20 protein-coding genes are annotated in these 21,560 nt (G+C 68.2%); 17 read left to right on the forward strand and 3 right to left on the reverse strand.

Annotation, left to right across the window (positions count from 1 at the left end):
- Positions 1 to 4 precede the first annotated feature (4 nt).
- The 15 genes from ACXAID_RS03260 to ACXAID_RS03330 all read left to right on the forward strand — a co-directional run bounded on the left by ACXAID_RS03260 (position 5) and on the right by ACXAID_RS03330 (position 15,428).
- Positions 5 to 1,312 (forward strand): LLM class flavin-dependent oxidoreductase, encoded by a 1,308-nt coding sequence (locus ACXAID_RS03260; RefSeq protein WP_475020745.1) that lies wholly within the window; start codon positions 5 to 7, stop codon positions 1,310 to 1,312.
- Positions 1,313 to 1,314: 2 nt separating this feature from the next.
- Complete coding sequence (locus tag ACXAID_RS03265) at positions 1,315 to 2,157, forward strand: coniferyl-alcohol dehydrogenase (RefSeq protein ID WP_475020746.1); 843 nt, start codon at positions 1,315 to 1,317, stop codon at positions 2,155 to 2,157.
- Positions 2,158 to 2,226: 69 nt separating this feature from the next.
- Positions 2,227 to 3,225: a cyclase family protein gene (locus ACXAID_RS03270; protein ID WP_475020747.1), complete on the forward strand. Its 999-nt coding sequence runs from the start codon at positions 2,227 to 2,229 to the stop codon at positions 3,223 to 3,225.
- Between the two features lie 8 nt (positions 3,226 to 3,233).
- Positions 3,234 to 3,824: an NADPH-dependent FMN reductase gene (locus tag ACXAID_RS03275; RefSeq protein WP_475020748.1), complete on the forward strand. Its 591-nt coding sequence runs from the start codon at positions 3,234 to 3,236 to the stop codon at positions 3,822 to 3,824.
- Positions 3,821 to 4,648, forward strand: coding sequence for an alpha/beta fold hydrolase (locus ACXAID_RS03280; protein WP_475020749.1), 828 nt, complete (start codon positions 3,821 to 3,823; stop codon positions 4,646 to 4,648). The genes ACXAID_RS03275 and ACXAID_RS03280 overlap by 4 nt, the downstream gene beginning before the upstream one ends.
- Entirely contained in the window at positions 4,645 to 5,481 is an 837-nt protein-coding gene (locus tag ACXAID_RS03285; RefSeq protein WP_475020750.1) for an SDR family NAD(P)-dependent oxidoreductase, read from the forward strand. The genes ACXAID_RS03280 and ACXAID_RS03285 overlap by 4 nt, the downstream gene beginning before the upstream one ends.
- Positions 5,481 to 6,188: a TetR/AcrR family transcriptional regulator gene (locus ACXAID_RS03290; protein ID WP_475020773.1), complete on the forward strand. Its 708-nt coding sequence runs from the start codon at positions 5,481 to 5,483 to the stop codon at positions 6,186 to 6,188. Before ACXAID_RS03285 ends, ACXAID_RS03290 begins: the two co-directional genes overlap by 1 nt.
- 1 nt (position 6,189) lies before the next feature.
- Positions 6,190 to 6,384, forward strand: a complete 195-nt coding sequence (locus tag ACXAID_RS03295; protein WP_475020751.1) for a ferredoxin — start codon at positions 6,190 to 6,192, stop codon at positions 6,382 to 6,384.
- A 6-nt stretch (positions 6,385 to 6,390) separates the two neighbouring features.
- The gene (locus tag ACXAID_RS03300) at positions 6,391 to 7,626 is read left to right on the forward strand and encodes a cytochrome P450 (protein ID WP_475020752.1); all 1,236 of its coding nucleotides are present in this window, start codon (positions 6,391 to 6,393) and stop codon (positions 7,624 to 7,626) included.
- Positions 7,627 to 7,666: 40 nt separating this feature from the next.
- On the forward strand, positions 7,667 to 8,836 hold the full coding sequence (locus ACXAID_RS03305; RefSeq protein WP_475020753.1) for an amidohydrolase family protein: 1,170 nt from the start codon (positions 7,667 to 7,669) through the stop codon (positions 8,834 to 8,836).
- Entirely contained in the window at positions 8,833 to 10,080 is a 1,248-nt protein-coding gene (locus ACXAID_RS03310; RefSeq protein ID WP_475020754.1) for a M24 family metallopeptidase, read from the forward strand. Before ACXAID_RS03305 ends, ACXAID_RS03310 begins: the two co-directional genes overlap by 4 nt.
- Positions 10,077 to 11,213, forward strand: coding sequence for a M24 family metallopeptidase (locus tag ACXAID_RS03315; protein ID WP_475020755.1), 1,137 nt, complete (start codon positions 10,077 to 10,079; stop codon positions 11,211 to 11,213). Before ACXAID_RS03310 ends, ACXAID_RS03315 begins: the two co-directional genes overlap by 4 nt.
- A 10-nt stretch (positions 11,214 to 11,223) precedes the next feature.
- The gene (locus tag ACXAID_RS03320; protein ID WP_475020756.1) at positions 11,224 to 12,189 is read left to right on the forward strand and encodes an enoyl-CoA hydratase/isomerase family protein; all 966 of its coding nucleotides are present in this window, start codon (positions 11,224 to 11,226) and stop codon (positions 12,187 to 12,189) included.
- Positions 12,190 to 12,198: 9 nt separating this feature from the next.
- A complete protein-coding gene (locus tag ACXAID_RS03325) occupies positions 12,199 to 14,610 on the forward strand; it encodes a CaiB/BaiF CoA transferase family protein (RefSeq protein ID WP_475020757.1) in 2,412 nt (803 codons plus the stop codon).
- Positions 14,611 to 14,621: 11 nt separating this feature from the next.
- On the forward strand, positions 14,622 to 15,428 hold the full coding sequence (locus tag ACXAID_RS03330; protein WP_475020758.1) for an SDR family NAD(P)-dependent oxidoreductase: 807 nt from the start codon (positions 14,622 to 14,624) through the stop codon (positions 15,426 to 15,428).
- On the opposite strand, the gene ACXAID_RS03335 is transcribed toward ACXAID_RS03330, so the two are convergent.
- The gene (locus tag ACXAID_RS03335; protein WP_475020759.1) at positions 15,429 to 16,499 is read right to left on the reverse strand and encodes an NAD-dependent epimerase/dehydratase family protein; all 1,071 of its coding nucleotides are present in this window, start codon (positions 16,497 to 16,499) and stop codon (positions 15,429 to 15,431) included.
- A gap of 61 nt (positions 16,500 to 16,560) precedes the next feature.
- Between ACXAID_RS03335 and ACXAID_RS03340 the strand changes: the two genes are divergently transcribed.
- The gene (locus ACXAID_RS03340) at positions 16,561 to 17,358 is read left to right on the forward strand and encodes a lysophospholipid acyltransferase family protein (protein ID WP_475020760.1); all 798 of its coding nucleotides are present in this window, start codon (positions 16,561 to 16,563) and stop codon (positions 17,356 to 17,358) included.
- Positions 17,359 to 17,363: 5 nt separating this feature from the next.
- Complete coding sequence (gene fadD12, locus ACXAID_RS03345; RefSeq protein WP_475020774.1) at positions 17,364 to 18,965, forward strand: acyl-CoA ligase FadD12; 1,602 nt, start codon at positions 17,364 to 17,366, stop codon at positions 18,963 to 18,965.
- A 1-nt stretch (position 18,966) separates the two neighbouring features.
- Here fadD12 and ACXAID_RS03350 read toward each other — a convergent pair whose 3' ends face one another.
- Positions 18,967 to 20,421: a WS/DGAT/MGAT family O-acyltransferase gene (locus tag ACXAID_RS03350; RefSeq protein WP_475020761.1), complete on the reverse strand. Its 1,455-nt coding sequence runs from the start codon at positions 20,419 to 20,421 to the stop codon at positions 18,967 to 18,969.
- Between the two features lie 55 nt (positions 20,422 to 20,476).
- Positions 20,477 to 21,550, reverse strand: coding sequence for a phosphotransferase (locus tag ACXAID_RS03355; RefSeq protein ID WP_475020762.1), 1,074 nt, complete (start codon positions 21,548 to 21,550; stop codon positions 20,477 to 20,479).
- Positions 21,551 to 21,560 lie beyond the last annotated feature (10 nt).

Consider the following 21,560-nt stretch of genomic DNA (forward strand, 5'->3'; position numbering starts at 1 on the left):
AAGTATGAAGATTTCCCTGTTCTACGAATTCCCGCTGCCGCGGCCCTGGGCCGAAGGCGACGAGCACAAGCTGTTCCAGGACGGCCTGACCGAGGTCGAGGCGGCCGACAAGGCCGGCTTCTCCACTGTGTGGCTCACCGAGCACCACTTCCTTGAGGAGTACTGCCACTCGACGGCCCCGGAGATGTTCCTGGCCGCAGCCAGCCAGCGCACCGAGAACATCCGGCTCGGCTTCGGTGTCATGCACCTGCTGCCGAACATCAACCCGCCGGCCCGCATCGCCGAGCGTGTGGCCACGCTCGACCACCTCTCCAACGGCCGTGTCGAGTTCGGCACCGGTGAGGGTTCCTCGGTCGCCGAGCTCGGCGGCTTCAACGTCGACCCGGCCGACAAGAGGGCGCAGTGGGAAGAGGCGCTCGAGGTCTCGGTCCGCTGCATGATGGAGGAGCCGTTCTCCGGCTTCAAGGGCGAGCATGTCGAGATGCCCGCCCGCAACGTGGTTCCCAAGCCGCTGCAGAAGCCGCACCCGCCTGTCTGGGTGGCCTGCACCCGTCCGTCGTCGGTGGAGATGGCCGCGCAGAAGGGCATCGGCGCGCTGAGCTTCGCCTACACCGGCCCGGAAGCGCTCAAGGAGCGGGTGGACGGCTACTACCGGGACTTCGAGGAGCAGGCTTCGCCGATCACTCCGGCGATGAACCCGAACATCCTGGCCATCGGCGGTGACCTGTCGATGATGGTCGCAAAGAACGACGAGGAGGCGCTCAAGCGGCTCGGCATCGGCGGCGGGTTCTTCTCGTTCGGCATCATGCACTACTACCTGACCGGCATGCACACCCCCGGCCGGACCAAGGTCTGGGAGCGCTACGAGGAGGCCGTCAAGGAGGATCCGACGCTGGCCTACGGCCCGGGTCGCGGCGCGATCGGCGGTCCCGACACCGTCCGGGAGTTCCTGCGCGGCTACGAGGCCAGCGGTGTTGACGAGATCATCCTGCTGCTCAACCCGCGCAGCCACGAGGGCACCATGGAGTCCATCGAGATCATGGGCAAGGAGATCCTGCCCGAGTTCATCGAACGCGACGCGAAGGCCGTCGCGGACAAGGCCACGCGCCTGGAGCCGGTGCTGGAGAAGGCCGAGGCGCGCCGCAAGCCGTCCGAGGCCCCGATGTTCGACGAGACCTACGCCTTCGGCGGTCTGCCCACCGGCCGCAACAAGTTCACCGCCGGTGAGATCCCCGAGGCGATGGCCGAGATCAACGAGGGTCGTGTCAAGGCCGCCCAGCAAGAGAAGGCTGCGCGGGAAGCCGCGAGCTGACGGTGACCGCACTCGACGAGCTGGTGCGCTATGACGGCAAGCACGTCGTCGTCACCGGCTGCGCCTCCGGGATCGGAGCACAGGTGGCGCACCAGCTCGCCGCACTCGGCGCCCGGGTGACCGGCCTGGACCTGCGCGAGCCGACGCCGACGCCCGAAAACGGCGCCGGGCCCTCGGAGTTCATCGCCCTGGACCTCGCCGACCCCGACTCGGTCCGATCGGCCGCGGCGGCGGTCGACGGCGACGTCGACGCGTTGTTCAACGTCGCGGGGGTCTCCTCGGGCATCGGCGACCCGCTGTTGGTCGTACGAATCAACTTCCTCGGCATGCGGCAGTTCACCGAGGCTTTTACCGAACGGATGCCGACCGGGTCGGCGGTGACGAACGTGTCCTCGCTGGCGGCTTCGGGGTACCGCGAGAACGCCGGGGTGACAGCCGCTCTGCTGGACACCGGTTCGGTCGAGGAGGGTCTCGACTGGTGTGCGCGCAACCCCGACGCGCTCGCCGACGGCGGGTACCGGCTGTCCAAGGAGGCGATCATCCTCTACGGGATGAACCGGGCGGTCTCGCTGGGGGCGCGGGGCATCAGGATCAACTGCACCGCGCCGGGGGTCACCGAGACCCCGATCCTCGACCAGCTGCGGTCGGCCTACGGACAGCAGTTTCTCGACTCCTTCACCGCACCGCTGGGTCGTGTCTCCGATGCCGCGGAGCAGGCGGCGGTGCTGGCGTTCCTCGGCAGTCCGGCGGCGGGATACATCACCGGCCAGGTGTTGTGGACCGACGGCGGGATTCTGGCCCAGCGGTTCGCCGAGTCGATGCACAATGCGCCTCGGCCCGGATGACCGGCGCAGGGGCGCCGCCGGGACGCGACGTTGACCGGATCTGACAGGACCTTGACGAGGGCAGGCAGCATGGCAGACAACATGAGCGACTTCCGCGCGATGGCCGACCAGGTGCGCAACTGGGGCCGGTGGGGGGAGGCCGACGAGATCGGCACGCTGAACTTCATCACCGCCGACAAGGTCGCCGAGGCCGCAGCGACGGTGAAGCAGGGCAAGGTCATCTCACTGGGCGGCGACTTCAGCGCCGCAGGTCCGCAGGGCGCGTTCAAGTTCCGGCAGAACCCCGTACACGTGATGACCGTCGACGGCGGCGACGCGTCGACTCTGGTCGAGTACGGTCCGCAATGGCTGCGCAACGCGGTGGCCTCGGACGTGAGCGCATTCTTCGCCGACAACCCGTTCCGGTTCAACGACGACCTGATCGTGATGCCGTTGCAGGCGGCCACCCAGTGGGATGCGCTCTCGCACGTGTACTACGAAGACAAGCTCTATAACGGTTTCCCAGCTGACTCGGTGACCAGCTTCGGGGCGTTCCACTGCGGTATCGACAAGGTCGACGCCAAGGGAATCACCTCCCGTGGGGTGCTTCTGGACGTGGTGGCGCACCGTGGTGCAGAGGTGTTCTGCGAACCCGGGGTTCCGATCACGCCTGCCGAACTCGATGAGATCGCGGCCGAGCAGAACGTCGAGATCCGTTCCGGCGACGTGGTGATCGTGCACACCGGATGGTGGACACGGTTCCTGGCCACCGGTGATGGTGCCGAAGCGGGCTCCGGGCTGCACTGGACGTGTGCGGCCTGGTTGCACGAGCACGAGGTGGCCGCGGTGGCCGCGGACAACCTCATGGTGGAAGACCCCGATCCGAGCAACGGCGTCGACGGGACCTTCCTGCCGATGCACATGCTGTGCCTGCGCGACATGGGCCTGATGCTCGGCGAATACTGGGATCTCGGCCCGCTGGCGGCCGACTGTGCCGCCGACGGCGTGTACGAATGTCAGCTCGTCGCACCGCCGCTGAAGGTGGTCGGTGCGGTCGGAGCACCTGTCAGCCCGATTGCGATCAAGTGAGTGACGAAGTGACCAGCACACATCAACCGTTCATCGTCGGCCTCGGCGGAACCCTGCGCGCGAACTCGTCGACCGAGCGCGCACTGCGGCTCTGCCTGCAGGCGGTGGAACGTCAGGGCGGCCGCACCAGGTTGTTCGCCGCCGAGGAACTCGACCTGCCGATGTACGCCCCGCATGAGCTCGAGCGCACTCCGCGGGCGCTCGAGCTGGTCAAGACGCTGCGTGACGCCGATGCGGTGGTGGTGGGCTCGCCCGGCTACCACGGTGCGATCTCGGGGTTGGTGAAGAACGCCCTGGACTACATCGAGGATCTGCGCGAGGATCCGCGCGTCTACCTCGACAACACCCCGTGGGGCTGCATCAGCTGTGCCTACGGCTGGCAGGCTGCGGTCGGCACGTTGACCCAGTTGCGCAGCATCGGCCACGCGCTGCGCGCCTGGCCGACCCCGCTGGGGGTGGCGATCAACTCGGCCGAACCGGTGTGGGCTCCCAGCGGCGAGCTCGCCGACAGCGACCAGGGCAAGGTGGTCGCCAACCAGCTCGAGCTGCTGGCCACCCAGCTGCTGGCCTTCGCCCAGACCTCCCGGGAGTCGGCGTGATCGACCAGCGCAGCGTGCTGGTCGACGGCCTGAAGACCGGCTATCTGCAGGCCGGCCGGGGCGACCCGGTCGTACTGCTGCACGGTGGGGAGTTCGGTGCCAACGCCCGGATCGGCTGGGAGCGCAACATCGAGGCGCTGGCTTCGCGGCATCGGGTGCTCGCCCCGGACATGCTCGGGTTCGGCGAGTCGGCCAAGGTCGTCGACTTCACCGACGGCCGGGGCATGCGCATCCGCCACATCGCCCGGTTCTGTGAGGTGATGGGGGTCGAGTCGGCGCACTTCGTCGGTAACTCGATGGGCGCCATCAACATCCTCGTCGACGCCACTTCCGAGGCGCCGGTGTTGCCGGTCCGCAGCATGGTGGCGATCTGTGGCGGCGGTGAGATTGCGCGCAACGAGCACGTCGGCGCGCTCTACGACTACGACGCCACCTACGAGGCGATGCGCAGCATCGTCACGGCCTTGTTCTACGACCCGTCCTATCCCGCCGACGAGGACTACGTGCGCCGGCGCTACGAGTCCAGCATCGCGCCGGGCGCGTGGGAGTCGCTGGCGGCGGCCAGGTTCCGCCGGCCGGGTCTGGAGGCGCCGGCCACGCCGAGCAGCACCCGGGCCTATGAACGCATCACCGTGCCGGCCCTGGTGGTGGCCGGAGCCGGCGACAAACTGCTGCCGGCCGGCTGGGCTGGGCAGATCGCCGAGCAGATCAAGCTGGGCCGCTCCGCGGTGGTCGACGATGCCGGCCACTGCCCGCAGATCGAGCAGCCCGACGCCGTCAACTCGTTGCTGCTGGACTTCTTCGAAGGGATCGACAACACATGACCGACGAACTGGCGGGCAAGGTCGCGATCGTCACCGGCGGGGCATCCGGGATCGGCCGCGGTATCGCCGAGCGGTTCGCCGCCGAAGGGGCCAGTGTCATGGTCGCCGATGTCCGCGACGATCTGGGCGAGGAGCTGGTCGGCAAACTCAACGCCCAGGGGTATCGGACGGCTTATCGCCATGCCGATGTCGGTGACCAGGCCCAGGTCGCGGAGTTGGTGGGGGCTGCGGTGTCGTCGTTCGGCGGGCTGGACGTGATGGTCAACAACGCCGGGATCTCGAGCCCGCTGCGCAAGGGCCTGTTCGATGAGGACTTCGAGGAGTTCGACCGGGTGATGCGGGTCAACCTGCTCGGGGTGATGGCCGGGACCCGGGAGGCCGCGCGCCACATGGCCGAGCACGGTGGCGGGTCGATCATCAACCTCGGCTCGATCGGCGGCATCCAGGCCGGCGGTGGAGTGTCGAGCTACCGCGCGTCCAAGGCCGCCATCATCCATTTCAGCAAGGGGGCCGCGATCGAGCTGGCGCACTACGAGGTGCGGGTCAACTGCGTCGCGCCGGGCAACATCCCCACCCCGATCCTGGCGACCTCGGCCACCGACGAGGACCGCGCGCGCCTCGAGCGTTTCGAGGCCCGCATCCGTCAGCAGATGCGCGACGATCGTCCGCTCAAGCGGGAGGGCACCGCCGAGGATGTCGCCGAAGCGGCGCTGTATCTGGCGACCTCTCGCTCGCGCTACGTCACCGGCACCGTGCTGCCGGTCGACGGCGGCACCGTCGCGGGCAAAGTGATGGTGCGCAAGTCGGTCAAACCGGAAAACGGCAGCCCATGATGCATTTAAAGCAGTCGCTTGACTTAGCCGATGTGACGCGCTTCACTAGAGGCGTGACGACGGCCAGAAGCGTGCGCGCCGACCGCGCCAGCAGCACTCAAGAGGCGATCCTGAAGGCGGCCGAACGCCTCTATGCCGAGCATGGGGTTTTCGCGGTGTCGAACCGGCAGGTCAGCGAAGCCGCCGGGCAGGGGAACAACGCCGCCGTCGGCTACCACTTCGGCACCAAGGCCGACCTGGTACGCGCCATCGAGCACAAGCACCGGGGCCCTATCGAAGACCTCCGCGAGGCGCGCATCGCCCAGATCGGTGAGTCGGGGAACATGCGCGACTGGGTGGCCGCGCTGGTGTGCCCGCTCACCGACCATCTCGCGGCGCTCGGGAACCCGACCTGGTACGCGCGCTTCGCCGCGCAGGTGATGACCGATCCGGCCTACCAGAGCATCATCATCAAGGACGCGTTGTCCTCGGAGTCGCTGGTCCGCGTGCTCGACGGCATCAACGGCTGTCTGCCGGATCTGCCGGTCGACGTTCGCGTCGAGCGAAACATCATGGGGCGCAACCTGTTGATGCACAGCTGCGCCGAACGCGAACGGCTGCTGGCCCAGGGGGCGGCGGTCGGCCGCCCGACCTGGCAGGCCGCCGCATCCGGATTGATCGACGCGATCATCGGTCTCTGGCACGCCCCGGTCACGGAGGTGTCGTGACGTGGAGGTCACCGTCGATCAGGACAAGTGCGTCTCCTCGGGCCAGTGCGTGCTCAATGCCGGCGAAGTCTTCGACCAGCGCGACGACGACGGCGTCGTCGAGTTGTTGATCGCCGAACCAGGACCCGAATACGCAGAACAGACCCGCAAGGCCGCGGCCGCCTGCCCAGCCCTGGCCATCCACATTGAGGAGTGAAAACGTATGACAGACACAGTGGTGGACGAAACCACCCACGCCGACGTTCCCGCCTACCCGATGGACCGCGCGGCGAGCTGCCCGTTCGCGCCACCGGCCAAGCTGCTGGAGATGAACGACACCAAGCCGCTGTCCCGGGTGCGCATCTGGGACGACAGCACCCCGTGGTTGGTGACCGGCTACGAGGCGGCCCGCTCGTTGTTCGCCGATTCGCGGATCAGCGTGGACGACCGCTACCCGGGATTCCCGCACTGGAACGAGCACATGCGCGCCACGGTCGACAAGCGGCCGCGGTCGGTCTTCACCTCCGATGCCGAGGAGCACACCCGCTTCCGGCGGATGCTGTCCAAGCCGTTCACGTTCCGCCGTGTCGAGACGCTGCGTGAAGTGATCCAGCAGGTCACCGACGAGTGCATCGACGAGATCCTGGCCGGGCCCCAGCCCGCCGACATGGTCGCCAAGTTGGCCCTGCCGGTGCCGACGCGAGTGATCAGCGACATGCTCGGCGTGCCCTACTCCGACCACGAGTTCTTCCAGGAGCACGCCAATGCCGGGCTGGCGCGCTACGCGGCGGCCGACGCCATGCAAAAGGGCGCGATGACCCTGCACCAGTACCTGATCAATCTGGTGAAGAAGAAGCAGGAAGAGCCTGCCGAGGACGCCATCTCCGACCTCGCCGAGCGCGTCACCGCCGGTGAGATCGACGTCAAGGAGGCCGCGCAGCTGGGCACCGGCCTGCTCATCGCCGGCCACGAGACAACCGCCAACATGATCGGGCTCGGTCTGCTGGCGCTGCTGGAGAACCCCGAACAGGCCGCGCTGTTGCGTGACTCCGAGGATCCGAAGTTCATTGCGAACGCGGTCGAGGAACTGATGCGTTACCTGTCCATCATCCAGACCGGTCAGCGCCGGGTTGCCCTCGACGACATCGAGATCGGCGGCGAGACCATCAAGGCCGGTGAGGGCGTCATCCTGGATCTGGCCCCGGCCAACTGGGATCCCGCCATGTACGCCGACCCCGGCACGCTGGATCTGACCCGTGATGCCAGCGGGCAGTTGGGCTTCGGCTACGGCCGCCATCAATGTGTGGGACAGCAGCTGGCCCGCGCCGAGATGCAGATCGTGTTCCCCACCGTGCTGCGCCGCATGCCCGACATGAAACTGGCGATCCCGTTCGAGGATGTGCCGTTCGCCGAAGACCACCTCGCCTTCGGCGTCTACGAAGTCCCGGTGACCTGGTAGTTACCGAAACACCAGTCCTACAGCCCGATTGGAGACCGCAATGACCAGCGCAACAGCCACTCTCTATCCGCCCGAAGGCTTCGGGGCGCCCAAGAATCGCCACGGTCACTTCACCGGCGGGGTGAAGGGTCTGCCGGTCGGCACCGAGATCTTCTCGGCCGACAACCACATCTCGGTGGCCGACGACATCTTCTACGAGCGCTTCCCCGAGGAGCTAAAGGGGGCGGCGCCGCGCATCTGGTACGAGGATGGCGCCTACATGGTCGGAATGAAGGGCAAGGCCTGGACCGGCGGTGATTTCGGTCGGGTGCTCATGCAGTACGACGATCTGGCAGGCGCGGCCTCGAACAACATCGAGGCCCGCATCCGCGAGCTCAAGGAAGACGGCATCGACAAGGAGCTGGCGTTTCCGAACGCTGTACTGGCCCTGTTTCATTACCCGGACAAGGCGCTGCGCGAGCGGGTGTTCCGGATCTACAACGAGCACATCGCCGACCTGCAGGAACGCTCCAAGGGGCACTTCTACGGCGTCGGGCTGATCAACTGGTGGGACCCGAAGGGAACCCGCAGCACGCTCGAAGAGCTCAAGGCGCTGGGCCTGCGGACGTTCCTGCTGCCGCTGAACCCGGGCAAGGACGACGACGGCAACATCTACGACTACGGAAGCACCGACATGGACGCGGTGTGGGACGAGATCGAGGCGTCCGGTATTCCGGTCAGCCACCACATCGGTGAGACCCCGCCGAAGACGCCGTGCCAGAACAACAGTGTCGTCGTCGGAATGATGGTCAACGTCGACTCGTTCCGCGAGCAGTTCGCCAAGTACGTCTTCTCGGGCATCCTGGACCGCCATCCGTCGCTGAAGATCGGCTGGTTCGAGGGCGGAATCGCCTGGGTTCCCACCGCGTTGCAGGATTCCGAGCACATGCTGGCCTCCTACCGGCACATGTTCAACCACGAACTCCAGCATCCGGTTCGCAGCTACTGGGACGACCACATGTGCGCCTCGTTCATGGTCGACCCGCTCGGCCTGCAGCTGATCGACCAGATCGGTGTCGACAACGTGATGTGGTCCTCGGACTACCCGCACAACGAGAGCACCTTCGGCTACTCGGAGAAGTCACTGGCCACCGTCGTCGACGCGGTGGGCCCGGAGGCCGCGGTCAAGATCGTCAGCACCAACGTCCAGAAGTTCCTGGGGCTCGTATGACCGCCTCGGCCACGCATTCCGGTACCGCGCTGCTCGACATTCCCGAGCTGCCGGATCGGGCCCGGATGTACCGGGAGTGTGGGGCGCGGTTGCGGGACGCGATGCGGGACAAGGGTGTAGACGCGCTGGTTCTGCTCGGCAACGGCAACGTGGTGTACGCGACCGGCGCCAGCTGGCCGCTGCTGGACGCGGGGCTGTCCCACGTCGAGCGCCCGATCGCGGTCGTGCTGGCCGATGACGAGCACCCACATCTGTTCATGCCCTTCCGGGAGGGTTCCTCGTTCGAGTCCGAGCTTCCCGCCGATCACGTGCACGGACCGCTCTATCTCGAGTTCGACGAGGGTGTCGAGCATTTCGCCAAGGTGCTGGCGGATCTGGTTCCGGCCGGCCGCAGCGTCGCGGTGGACGAGCTGACCGGGGCGATGCAGCGCAACGTCGACAAGCTCTTCCCGGCCGGCCCGCCGTCGGATGCCGCCCAGGTCATCGGACCGGCCAAGCTGGTCAAGACCATCGACCAGATCGCGGCGATCCGCAAGGCCTGCCGCATCACCGAGCAGGCCGTCGTCGACGTGCAGAAGTCGCTGGCCCCCGGGGTGCGCCAGATCGACCTGTCGGCGCAGTTCGTCCGCCGCGCGTTCGAACTCGGAGCCACCGCCAACATGCTGGAAGCGATCTGGCAGGTGATGCCCACCACGCGCGACAGCGGCGCGGTGTGGACCACCACGGGCGACCTGGCCCTGCCGCTGCTCACCACCGAGAAGGAGCTGGAGAAAGGTGACGTGCTGTGGACCGACGTCAGCATCACCTACGACGGCTACTGCTCGGATTTCGGCCGGACCTGGCTGATCGGCGAGGAGCCCTCGGTGCGCCAGCAGGCCCAGTTCGGCAAATGGCGCGAGATCCTCGACGCGGTGCTGGCGGTGACCAGAGCCGGTGCCTCGTGCGGAGATCTCGCGCGGGCGGCGATCGCGGCCAACGGCGGGGTCAAACCCTGGCTTCCGCACTTCTACCTGGGACACGGGATCGGCACCAACGCCGCCGAGATGCCCATGATCGGAACGGATCTGGGCCAGGAGTTCGACGACAACTTCATCTTCCCCGCCGGCATGGCGCTGGTCCTCGAGCCGGTGGTGTGGGAAGACGGAACGGGTGGCTACCGCAGTGAGGAGATCGTGATCATCACCGAAGATGGTTATCAGTCCATCACCGACTACTCCTACGCGCCGTACGGACGTGCCGCATGAGCACCGAGATCCTTGCTGACGACCACGCATTGCGCACCGGTCGCCGGGAACGGGCGCTGGCCGAGATGGCCGCCCGTGACCTGGACATCCTGGTTCTGGGCCGGCAGGCCAACGTGCGCTACGTGACCGGCGCGCCGCAGCTCTGGGTGGCCGGCACCCGCCCGTTCGCCCCGATCTGCGTGCTGGTCCGCGAAACCGGTGAGATCCACCTCAACAGCACCTGGGACGAGGGCATGCCGCCCGAGATCGGCCACGAACACCTTTACGGTCTGGCCTGGAACCCGATGACGCTGATCGAGGTGCTCAAGAACATCAAGGGCGCAGCCGGCGCGCGAAAGGTCGGCACCGACGCGCTGTCGCCGACATTCGGCCAGCTGCTGCCGATGGCCTTCCCCAACGCCGAGCTGGTCGACGGGGAGACCGCGATGCGCGCGGCCCGCCGGATCAAGACTCCCGACGAGATCCGCGCTCTGCGTGGCGCCCTCGAGATCGCCGAGGCCGGGCTCGCCGCGGCGGTGGCGAAGCTGAACCCCGGCACCTCCGAGCAGGCCCTGACCGGCGTCATGCTCGAGGCGATGGCCGCCGGCGGGGTGAGTACCTCGGCCACCCAGGACGGTGCCTGGATCACCCCGCGGGACAACGCATGGCGGGTCGGACGTCGTGACCGTCAGGTCGCCGAGGGTGACCTGGTGGCGTTCGCGGCCGGTGCGCTGGCCAACGGTTACGTCGGCGAGGTCGGCCGGACGTGGCCGGTCGGCGAGGTCAAGGGTGCCGATGAGCTGTTCACCCGGTCCGACCGGCTCTGGCACCGGCTCGTCGAGGCCTGCCGGCCCGGAGCCGCGGCCAGCGAACTGTTCACCGCCTACGAGTCGGCGGGGGAGTCGCTGCCGCCGATGCCGGTGGCACACGGCCTCGGGCTCGGATTCGATCCGCCGGTGATCTCGCCCGACCTGGCGCAGACGTCGGCGCAGGAACGACTCGATCCGGGAATGGTGCTGGCCATCACCGCCTACGTGTGGGAGGCCGGGATCGGAGCGGTGTTCCGCCGCGACGCGGTGCTGATCACCGAGGACGGCCCCGAGGTGTTGACCGCGAGCCCGTCGCCGGCCCACAGTGCCGCCGGAATCGGCTGAGGAAGAGGGTATGTCGGAATCGAAGCGACCATCTCCCGAGGAGATCATCCTGTACGAGAAGGATCCGAAGATCAAGATCGCCACGATCACCTTCAACCGTCCGGACTTCCTCAACGCGCCGACATCGATGGCTCGGCTGCGTTACGCCGACGTGTTGCGCGCGGCCAACGCGGACAACGACGTGAAGGTCGTCGTGATCCGCGGTGTGGGAGACAACCTGGGCAGTGGTGCGGACCTTCCGGAGTTCATGGAGGGCAACGACGACCCTGCCGTCCGGCTGGCCGAGCTGCGGCTGGAGGATGACGGCGTCGGCGAGGTGACCTACCCGCCGAAGGGCACGTTCCGCAACGGCGCCACGATCAGCGCCTGGTACGCGAACTCCCAGGCCGGCAACCGCGCGCTGCAGGACTTCAAGAAGATCAGCATCGTCGAGGCCAAGGGCTACTGCTACGGCTGGCACTTCTACCAGTGCGCCGATGCCGACCTGGTGATCTCCTCCGAGGATGCGTTGTTCGGGCACCCGTCCTTCCGCTATCACGGCTGGGGCCCGCGGATGTGGACCTGGGTGCAGATGATGGGGCTGCGCAAGTTCCAGGAGATGGTCTTCACCGGGCGCCCGTTCACCGCCGCCGAGATGTACGACTGCAACTTCCTGAACAAGGTCGTCGCGCGCGATCAGCTCGAAGCCGAGGTCGACAAGTACGCCCGGGCCTGTGCCCGGAACCGCCCGGTGGACACCGTGTTCCAGCAGAAGATGTTCTTCGAGGTATTCAAGCAGCAGCAGGGTGAGTACATGGGCAGCCTGCTGTCGGCGTTCTTCGAGTCGATGGGCAACGGCGTCGCCAACGACAGCGACGCCGACCTGGACATGTTCGAGTCGATCGATTCCGGCCTGTCCGCGGCGGTCAACGACAACGACAGCAACTTCCCGCCCGAGTTCCGGTTGAGCAAGCGCAACCGGGCGAAGGGGGACTAGGCAGCTCCGATGGTTGAGTCACCGCTTTCCGGATACGTCGTCGTCGACCTGTCCAGCGGGATCCCCGGCGCCTACTGCACCAAGCTGCTGGCCGACGGCGGCGCCGAGGTCGTCAAAGTCGAATCGCCGCAGGGAGATCCGTTGCGGCGCTGGTCGGCCTCGGGCGAGCGGGTACCCGACGGCGCCGACGGCGCGCTGTTCTCGTTCCTGGCCTGCTCCAAGCACAGCGTGGTGGCCGATCCGGACGCCGACGCCGACTTCGTCACCACACTGCTCGCCGGAGCCGACGCGGTGGTGTGGTCGCCGGGACCCGGCGTCGCCGGGGCACCCGAGTTCAGCCCGCAGGCCATTCGGGCCGCGCACCCGCACCTGACCGTCACGGCGATCACGCCGTTCGGGCTGGACGGGCCGTGGCAGGACCGGGCCGCAACCGAGTTCACCCTGCAGGCCTGGTCGGGCGGGATAGTCGGGCTCGGCCGCGGCGCACCCGACCGGGCTCCGGTGTACGTGGGCGGGCAGGTCGGCGAGTACCTCGCCGGCGCCTACGCCAGTGCGGCCACGATGGCCTCCCGGCTGCGCGGCTGCGCCGAACTCGTCGACCTGTCGATGCTCGAAACCTCGGTACTCGGCTTGACCTACTACCCGGTCAGCTACTTCGAGATGCTGGGCCGGCCCTGGCGCGATGCGCGCCGGCTGACCGTTCCGGGCATCGCCCGGGCCAAGGACGGCCTGGTCGACATCGGCTGCGGTACCGCCCAGCAATGGTTCGACCTGTGTGCCATGACCGGTCACGACGAGTGGATCGACGAGGACTCGCCGCTGTCGATCACCGAACAGGCCAACGAGAAGGCCGACGAACTCTACGCCTGGGTGGCCGAGCAGACCGTCGACGAGATCCGTGATCTGGCCACCGCCTTCCGCATCCCGAACGCGCCGGTGGCCAACGGCGCCAATGTCGAGGCGCTCGACCAGTTCGTCGCGCGAGGATCCTTCACGGTCAATCCGCGCGACGGCTTCACCCAGCCGACCCACCCCTACCGGATGTCCCCGGCGACCCTGCGGACTCCCACCCCGGCGCCGCGCCTCGGTGAGCACACCGAGCAGTACCGTTCGCGAACGTGCGTTCCCCGTAGTGCGGACGGCGCGGCAGCTACCGGGAATGCACCTTCGGGGAAACGGGCGTTGCCGTTCGAGGGCATCCGGGTCATCGACATGACCACCTTCTGGGCCGGGCCCAGCTGCACCCATCTGCTCGCTATGCTCGGTGCCGACGTGATCCACATCGAATCGACCCGCCACCCCGACGGCACCCGGCTGATCGCCGGCATCCCCGTCACCGAGGAGCTCTGGTGGGAGCGTTCGCCGATCTTCTCGGGGCTGAACACCAACAAGCGCGGTGTCACGGTGAACCTGCAGAGCGGTGAAGGCCGTGTTTTGCTCAAGCGGCTGATCGCCACCGCCGACGTCGTGGTGGAGAACTTCACCCCGCGCGTGCTGGAGAGCATGGGCCTGACCTACGACGCCGTCAGGGAGATCCGGCCGGACGCGGTGATGGTGCGGATGCCCGGGTTCGGGCTGGACGGGCCGTGGCGCGACAACCCGGCGTTCGCCTATGTCATCGAGGCCGCCGCCGGGATCAGCTGGCTGACCGGCTATTCCGATCTGAACCCGTTCGAGCCGTACTCCGTCGGTGATCCCAACGCCGGCATCCACGCGGTGAACGCGCTGCTGCTGGCGCTCGAGCACCGGCGCCGGACCGGTGAAGGCTCGATGGTGGAGGCCGCCATGGTCGACGCCGCCCTCAACGTCGCCGCCGAGCAGGTCATCGAGTACTCGGCCTACGGTGCGCTGCTGCAGCGCGACGGTAACCGCGGACCTACCGCGGCGCCGCAGAACCTCTACCGCACCAACGAGATCGACGAGTTCGGCCGACCGGACAGCTGGGTGGCGATCGCCGTGGCCACCGACGACCACTGGCTCGGACTCGGTGAGGCACTGGGGCGGCCCGAGTGGGCGATGTCCCCCGAGCTGGCCGACGCGGCCGGGCGGCGCGCCCAGCACGACCTGATCGACCGCCACCTGGCGGACTGGTGCGCCACCCGCACCGGTGACGCCATCGTCGCCGCCCTGTGGGAACACGGCGTTCCGGTGGCCAAGGTGCTGCAACCGCATCGGCAGACCGAACTCGCACAGCTGCAGTCCCGGGGATTCTTCGAGTCGGTCGAACACCCCGTGAACCCGCCCACCCCGCACAGCACCCTGCCGTTCCGGTTCTCCGGCGGCCCGCAGCGGGTGCACACCACGCCCGCGCCGCTGCTCGGGCAGCACAATCACGAACTGCTGCGTGAGATCGGACTCAGCGACGGCCATATCGGCCGGCTGGAGGCCGAAGGGGTCATCGGCACCGCTCCGGCCCGCTAATCTCCAAGGTCATGTCCATCGCCCCGTCCGACATTCTGTTGACCGGCCGCGTCGCGGTGGTGACCGGTGGCGGAGCCGGCATCGGCCGCGGTATCGCCGAAGGGCTGGCGGCATTCGGCGCCACGGTGGCGATCTGGGAACGCGACGAGCGGACCTGCGCACCCGCCGCCGAGGCGGTCGGCGGGCTGGGTCTGGTGACCGACGTCCGGGACGCCGAACAGGTCGACGCGGCGCTGCAGCGCACCGAAGACCAGCTCGGTGTGCCCTCGATCCTGGTCAACAATGCCGGCGGCACCTTCAACTCACCGCTGCTGGAGACCACCGAGAACGGCTGGGATGCGCTGTACCGCAGCAACCTCCGGCATGTGCTGCTGTGTACCCAGCGGGTGGCGCGTCGCATGGCGGATACCGGGATCCAGGGCAGCGTCATCAACATCACCTCGATCGAGGGGGTCCGCGCGGCTCCCGGCTATGCCGCATACTCGGCCGCCAAGGCCGGCGTCATCAACTACACCCGTACGGCGTCGTTCGAACTGGCGCCGCACGGCATCCGGGTCAACGCCCTGGCGCCGGACCTCACCATGACCGAAGGACTGCAGAACATGGCGCCGGGCGGGCTGTCCGAAGGCGTCGGGAACGGCATCCCGATGCGCCGGGCCGGGCACGTCGACGAAATGGCCTCGGCGGCCGTCTTCCTCGCCTCCGGCATGGCCGGCTACATCACCGGGCAGACCCTGCACGTCGACGGCGGGACAGCGGCCGCGGGCGGCTGGTACTTCCACCCCCAGACCGGTGCGGCCACACTCGGCCCGGCCTGACTAGGAGCCCGGGGTGTCCGGTGACGGATCCCCGATCCCGCGCCTGATCGCGCCCCACGGATCGGCGTACTGGCCCGGCTGTTTCCAGTAGGCCGATCGCCGCTTGGCCAGGGCGCGTACCAGCGGGGCGGCCACGGCCATCAGATGGCGCGACGGCCCGGCCTGCGCACGTGCCTCGGCCACCATGTCCGGCCAGGAATGGTGCTGGAACTGCAGGACTTCCTGTGCGCGGGTGGTGTCCATCCAGTCGGTGACGAACCAGTCGTCGTCGCTGTCCGGATTGCCCTTGCGGCCCAGCCGCAGCCCACCCCGCAGACCGCGCGACTCGGCCATCGCTATCTCGGCGTCCTCCTGCAGCATCCGGTGCGAGTCGTCGCCGGCGATCAGCAGGATCTCGCGCGCCGCATCGGCCGTCGTGGCCGCGGCGAAGGCCCACGCGACGTCACGGACGTCGACGGTGTGCAGCCGGCCGTCGGTGGGCAGAGCGCTGGCGAAGAAGATCGCATCCATGGTGACGGCCATGGCTTTCGGGTCCACGCTGAGCACGCCGCCGAGGCGCAGCACCACCCATTCGAGCGACGAGGCCCGCACGATCGCCTCCGCCTCGGCCTTGTGCGCGCTGTACAGATCGGAGTGCCGCATCGGCATGTCGGCGGTGACCGGACCCGTCGCCTTGTGCGGGTTGCGCGCGCCGAACACCGCGTTGCTGGACGCCTGGACGAAACGAGGTGGGGTGGGCTGTGATTCGGCGATCTTGACCAGGGTGGCGGTGGCGTCGACATTGACGCGGCGCGCCAGCGCGCGGTTCTTGTAGATCCCGGGCGGGATGATGGCGGCCAGGTGGATGATCGACTCCGGGGCGACGGCGGCGACCAGTTGCGCGGTCTGCTCGGCGTCGGTGAGGTTGGTCCACCGCACGCTGACGCCGGACGGCAACCCTTCGGCGGCCTTCCGGTTGGCGGGGCTGTCCAGGTCGGCGACGACGACGGTGCGCCCCAGTTCGGCCAACCGTCGGACGGTGGCCGAGCCGACCAGTCCGAAACCGCCGGTGACAAGCACCGTTCCCGCCATGAAAGACCCTCCTAGCTGCGGATATGACACTCTCCAAATCCGAGAGTAACATTTGGGCAACATGTCCGCCGAGCCGGCCGAGATGGCCAAGTGGGACCCCGGCTTCACCCGCCTGATCACCAGCCGGGTGGGCCCGTTGATCAAGCGGTACTTCCGTGCGGAGGTGCGCGGCTTGGATTCCGTACCCGCCGCCGGTGGCGCGCTGGTGGTGTCGAACCATTCCGGCGGGATGCTCACCCCGGATGTACTGGTGTTCGCACCGGAGTTCTACGGGCACTTCGGTTTCGACCGCCCGCTCTACACGCTCGCGCACTACGGGGTCTTCCTGGGCCCGCTGGGAGATCTGCTGCGGCGCGCCGGCGTGATCGAGGCCAGCCGCGCGAACGCGGCGGAGGCGCTGCGCTCGGGAGCGGTGGTGTTGGTGTTTCCCGGTGGCGACTACGACTCCTATCGGCCGACCCTGGCCGCCAACGTGGTGGATTTCAACGGCCGCAAGGGCTATGTGCGCACCGCAGTCGAGGCCGGTGTGCCGATCGTGCCGACGGTGTCCATCGGCGCCCAGGAGACCCAGCTGTTCCTGTCCCGCGGTGACGCCATCGCGCGCCTTCTCGGCCTGACCCGTGCGCGCATGGAGATCCTGCCGGTCAGCGTCGGTTTCCCGTTCGGTCTGTCGGTGCTGGTCCCGCCCAATCTCCCGCTGCCGGCCAAGATCGTCACCCGGGTGCTCGATCCCATCGACGTGACCGCTCAGTTCGGCCCGGACCCCGACGTCGACGCGGTGGATCTGCACGTCAGGTCGGTGATGCAGGCCGCACTCGACGACCTGGCTCGGCACCGTCGATTCCCGGTGCTCGGGTGAGCGCGGTGGCCGATCAGCTCGGCCTGCTCGCCACGCTGTGGCGCGCGCGGCTCATCGCGCCGATGCGCCCGGACCGGTACGTGCGGATGGGGATGGCGATGCGCCGGGCCGGTGTGACCGCGACGGTCGGGTTCGCCGCCGCAGCGCAGCGCTGCCCGGACCGGCCGGGCCTCATCGACGAAAAGGGCGTGCTGACCTGGAAGCAGCTCGACGACCGCTGCGATGCGCTCGGTGTCGCCCTGCAGCAGTACCGGCCCGCCGTCGTCGCGGTGATGTGCCGCAACCACCGCGGGTTCATCGAAGCGCTGGTGGGCGCCAACCGGATAGGCGCCGACGTGCTGCTGTTGAACACCTCGTTCGCCGGCCCGGCCATGGCCGAGGTCATCGCGCGGGAGGGCGCCGGGCGCGACATCGTGGTGATCTACGACGAAGAGTTCACCGAGACCGTCGACCGTGCACTGCGCGACACCCCGGCCGCAGTCCGGGTGCTGGGGTGGGTCGAAACCCCGAACGGTGCCACCACCGTCGACTCACTCGTCGAGGCCAATCTCGGCCGGCGTCCGCAACCGGCCGAGCGCAAGAGTGACGTCATCCTGCTGACCTCCGGCACCACCGGAAGCCCAAAGGGTGCCAAGCGTTCTGCCGGCAGCGGCGGTGCCGGTGACCTCAAGGCGGTGCTGGACCGCACCCCCTGGCGTGCGGAGGAACCCATCGTCATCGCCGCGCCGATGTTCCACGCCTGGGGTTTCTCACAGCTGTTGTTCGCCGCGCTGCTGGCGTGCCCGATCGTGACCAGGCGCAAGTTCGATCCCGAGGCGACGCTCGAGCTGATAGACCGCCACCGGGCCACCGGGCTGGCGGTGGTGCCGGTGATGTTCGACCGCATCATGGATCTTCCCGACGAGGTGCGCAAGCGCTGCAGCGGCAGGTCACTTCGGTTCGCCACCGCGTCGGGCTCCCGGATGCGCCCCGACGTGGTCACCGCGTTCATGGATCAGTTCGGCGACGTGATCTACAACAACTACAACGCGACCGAGGCCGGCATGATCGCCACCGCGACGCCGGCGGACCTGCGCGCGGCCCCGGACACCGCGGGCCGGCCCGCCGACGGAACCGAGCTGCGCATCCTCGACGCCGACCACCGCGAGCTCGCCGCCGGTGAGGTGGGGCAGATATTCGTGCGCAGTTCAACGCTGTTCGACGGCTACACCTCTGGGGCCACGAAGGATTTCCACGACGGGTTCATGGCCTCCGGTGACATGGGCTATCTCGACGCCGCCGGTCGACTCTTCGTGGTCGGCCGCGACGACGAGATGATCGTCTCCGGCGGCGAGAACGTGTACCCGATCGAGGTGGAGAAGTGCCTCGTGTCCCATCCCGCGGTCGCCGAGGCAGCCGTCCTCGGCGTCGACGACGAACAGTACGGGCAGCGGCTGGCGGCATTCGTGGTGCTCGAGGGCGGCGCGACGGTCGAGGTCGACGACCTCAAAGCGCATGTGCGCGACAACCTGGCCAATTACAAGGTGCCGCGCGAGATCACGGTGTTGGCCGAACTGCCCCGTGGCAGCACCGGAAAGATCCTGCGCAACGAGTTGCGCGGGCAGTGAGCTAAGTCTGCGAGGCGGCCGGGGCGGGGGCCATCGCGGTGTCGACGGTGCTGGGCAGCGCCAGCCCGCAGGCCCGGCGCAGTTCGCCGAACGCGTGCACCATGGCATCGGTGGCCTCGTGCGGATCATCGAAGGTCGCGTCGTCGGACAACACCGCGATGTCGACCTGGTCGACGTAGCTCCACACGGTCATGTTGAAGGCGCTGCCCGCCGAAAGCACCCCGACCGAATAGATCTCGGTGACCGGTGCGCCGCCGATCTGGCCGCGTGTCCTCGGTCCGGGAACGTTGGACACCGCGACGTTCATCAGCCGGTTGTGATCGGCGCGTTTTGCCTGCGCCCGGAACATCGCCGGCGCCAGAGCCGGGGGAAGGTACTCCAGCATCCGGCCCTGCAGGCTTGCCCCCAGCAGGTCGTTGGCCTCCTTGGCCCGGGCGGTGGCCAACGCGGTCAGGCTGACCCGCTGTCGCGGACCGTCGACGTGAACGGGCAGCGACACCATCATTCCGCCGATCTCGTTGCCGGTGATCCGTTCGGCGGACTTGTCGGTGGCGATCGGGACAGTGGCCATCAACGGCCGGTCCGCCCGGCCGTCATAGCGCAGCAACAGCTCGCGCAGGCCGCCGGCGGCCACTGCCAGCACGACGTCGTTGAACGTGACCTCCAGGCGCTTGGCCGTTTCCTTGACCTCGTCCAGCGACAGGGTGGCGGTCGCGAAGGTGCGTACGGGGGAGACGACGTGGTTGAGGAAGGTCGGCGGAGCGTTGAACGGTTTGGCCAGATCGGCGCTGCTGCCGGTGGGCTTGGCACGCCGACGTAGCCGGGCCAGCCCGCGGGCGGCGTCGGCCACCAGCCCGGGCAGCTCAGCGATGTTGTGGACGTGATCGACCCGGGCCTCACGGAGCAGTTCGCGCTCCGATGGAGTGGCACAGCCGGCGGGCGGCCCGTCGCGTTCGTCCTGTTCGTCGCCGGCCAGATCCATCAGCCGGGCAAGCAGATTGGCCGAGGCGACGCCGTCGGCCAGGGTGTGATGCACCTTGCCGATCAGTGCGAACCGGTCGTCGGACATCCCTTCGGCGAAGTGGAACTCCCACAACGGCTTGCTGCGGTCCAGCGGCGTGCTGGCGATCTCGCCGATCACCTGATCCAGCTCACGGCGCCGGCCCGGCGCGGGCACTCGAACCCGGCGCAGGTGGTAGTCAAGGTCGACGGGGCAGTCCTCCAACCACATCGGATGGTGCAGGTTCCACGGGATGTCGACCAGCCGGTAGCGCAACGGGTCCAGCAGGTGCAACCGTCGCGCGACCGTCCGGCGGAACGCGTCGAAACCGTAGTCAGCATCGTGGTTTGCCCGGTACCCGGCCGCGTCGATCACCGCGACCTTCAACGTGTGGGTGTGCAGGTTCGGTGTCTCGCTGTACAACAGCATGGCGTCCATACCGTTGAGCCGTTTCATGGACACCCATGCAACCACCCGGAAGTCATGATCACCCGGGGTTTGGCGGAATGTGTCAGCCGCAGAGAGCGTCCAGCGCGCCCGGCGTGTCCAGGTCGACGAATGCGGCGGCGTAGCGCTGCGCGAGCGCCAGGCAGATGTCGGCTCCCTGCCAGGCGTCACCCCCGGACAGCGTCGCCATCCAGATCGCCAACCCGTGTGCGACCGACGCGCGGTAGGCCAGCCAGACGTCCTGTTCGCTCGGCGCTTCGTCGGCGGGCAACCGCAGTGCGTCGCGGTACTCGCCGAGCAGGTCCCGTTCGGCGGCGCGGCGGTCCTCGATGGTCAGTGCGCCCTGCAGGAAGTAACCCAGGTCGAGGGAGAAGCTGCCACGTCGCACCATCTGCCAGTCCAGGAATCCCACGGTGTCGCCGGGCAGCACGTAGGTGTTGCCGATGTGCGGATCCCCGTGCAGCAGGGTCGGAGCCGAGTTGAGCAGGGAACCGATGTAGCGCGCCCAGACGTCGACGAACAGCTGCGTTCCCGACATCTCGACGATGCGCGCCGGCACGGTGTCGCCCAGCCGTTCGTGAGCGATGTGCAGCGGCGCGTACTCGAGACCCTCGAAGGCCACGAACGGTTCGACCCAGCCCAGTGCCGGGCCCGCGGTGAGGCGTTCACCCCAGAACTCACCGTGCAGCCGGGCCAGTCCCCGTACCCCGGAGGCGGCCTGCTCGACGGTCATCGGGCGGGTGGAGTCGCGCGGGTCGGCCCCGCGCGCCACCACGTCCTCCATGATCAGCAGAAAGTTGCGGCGGTCTTCATCGATCAGCGCGGTGTACACCTCGGGGTGATCGAGCGGAAGCCGGACACCGCTGGAGAACAGCCTCGGCTCGTGATAGAGCCCACTGGTCAGCGCGACCAGGTCGGCGTGCTCGGGGTCCACCGCTTTGGCGAATACCGTCTCCGGTCCTGACCCGGTGGAGTACCCCAGCGCCAGCCTCGCCCGCCGGTTGGTGCCGTCGTCGCGCAGCACCACCGCGACATCGTCGACCTCGACGCCGGGAAAATGCGGCGCGAGCGCCGAAGTCATCCACTCCGGCGTGATCGCGTCCCAGCCCTGCGGTATCGCCAGCGCAGCCGTTGTCATCTCGATCTGC

The organism is Mycobacterium sp. ABE4_509 (assembly GCF_056160785.1).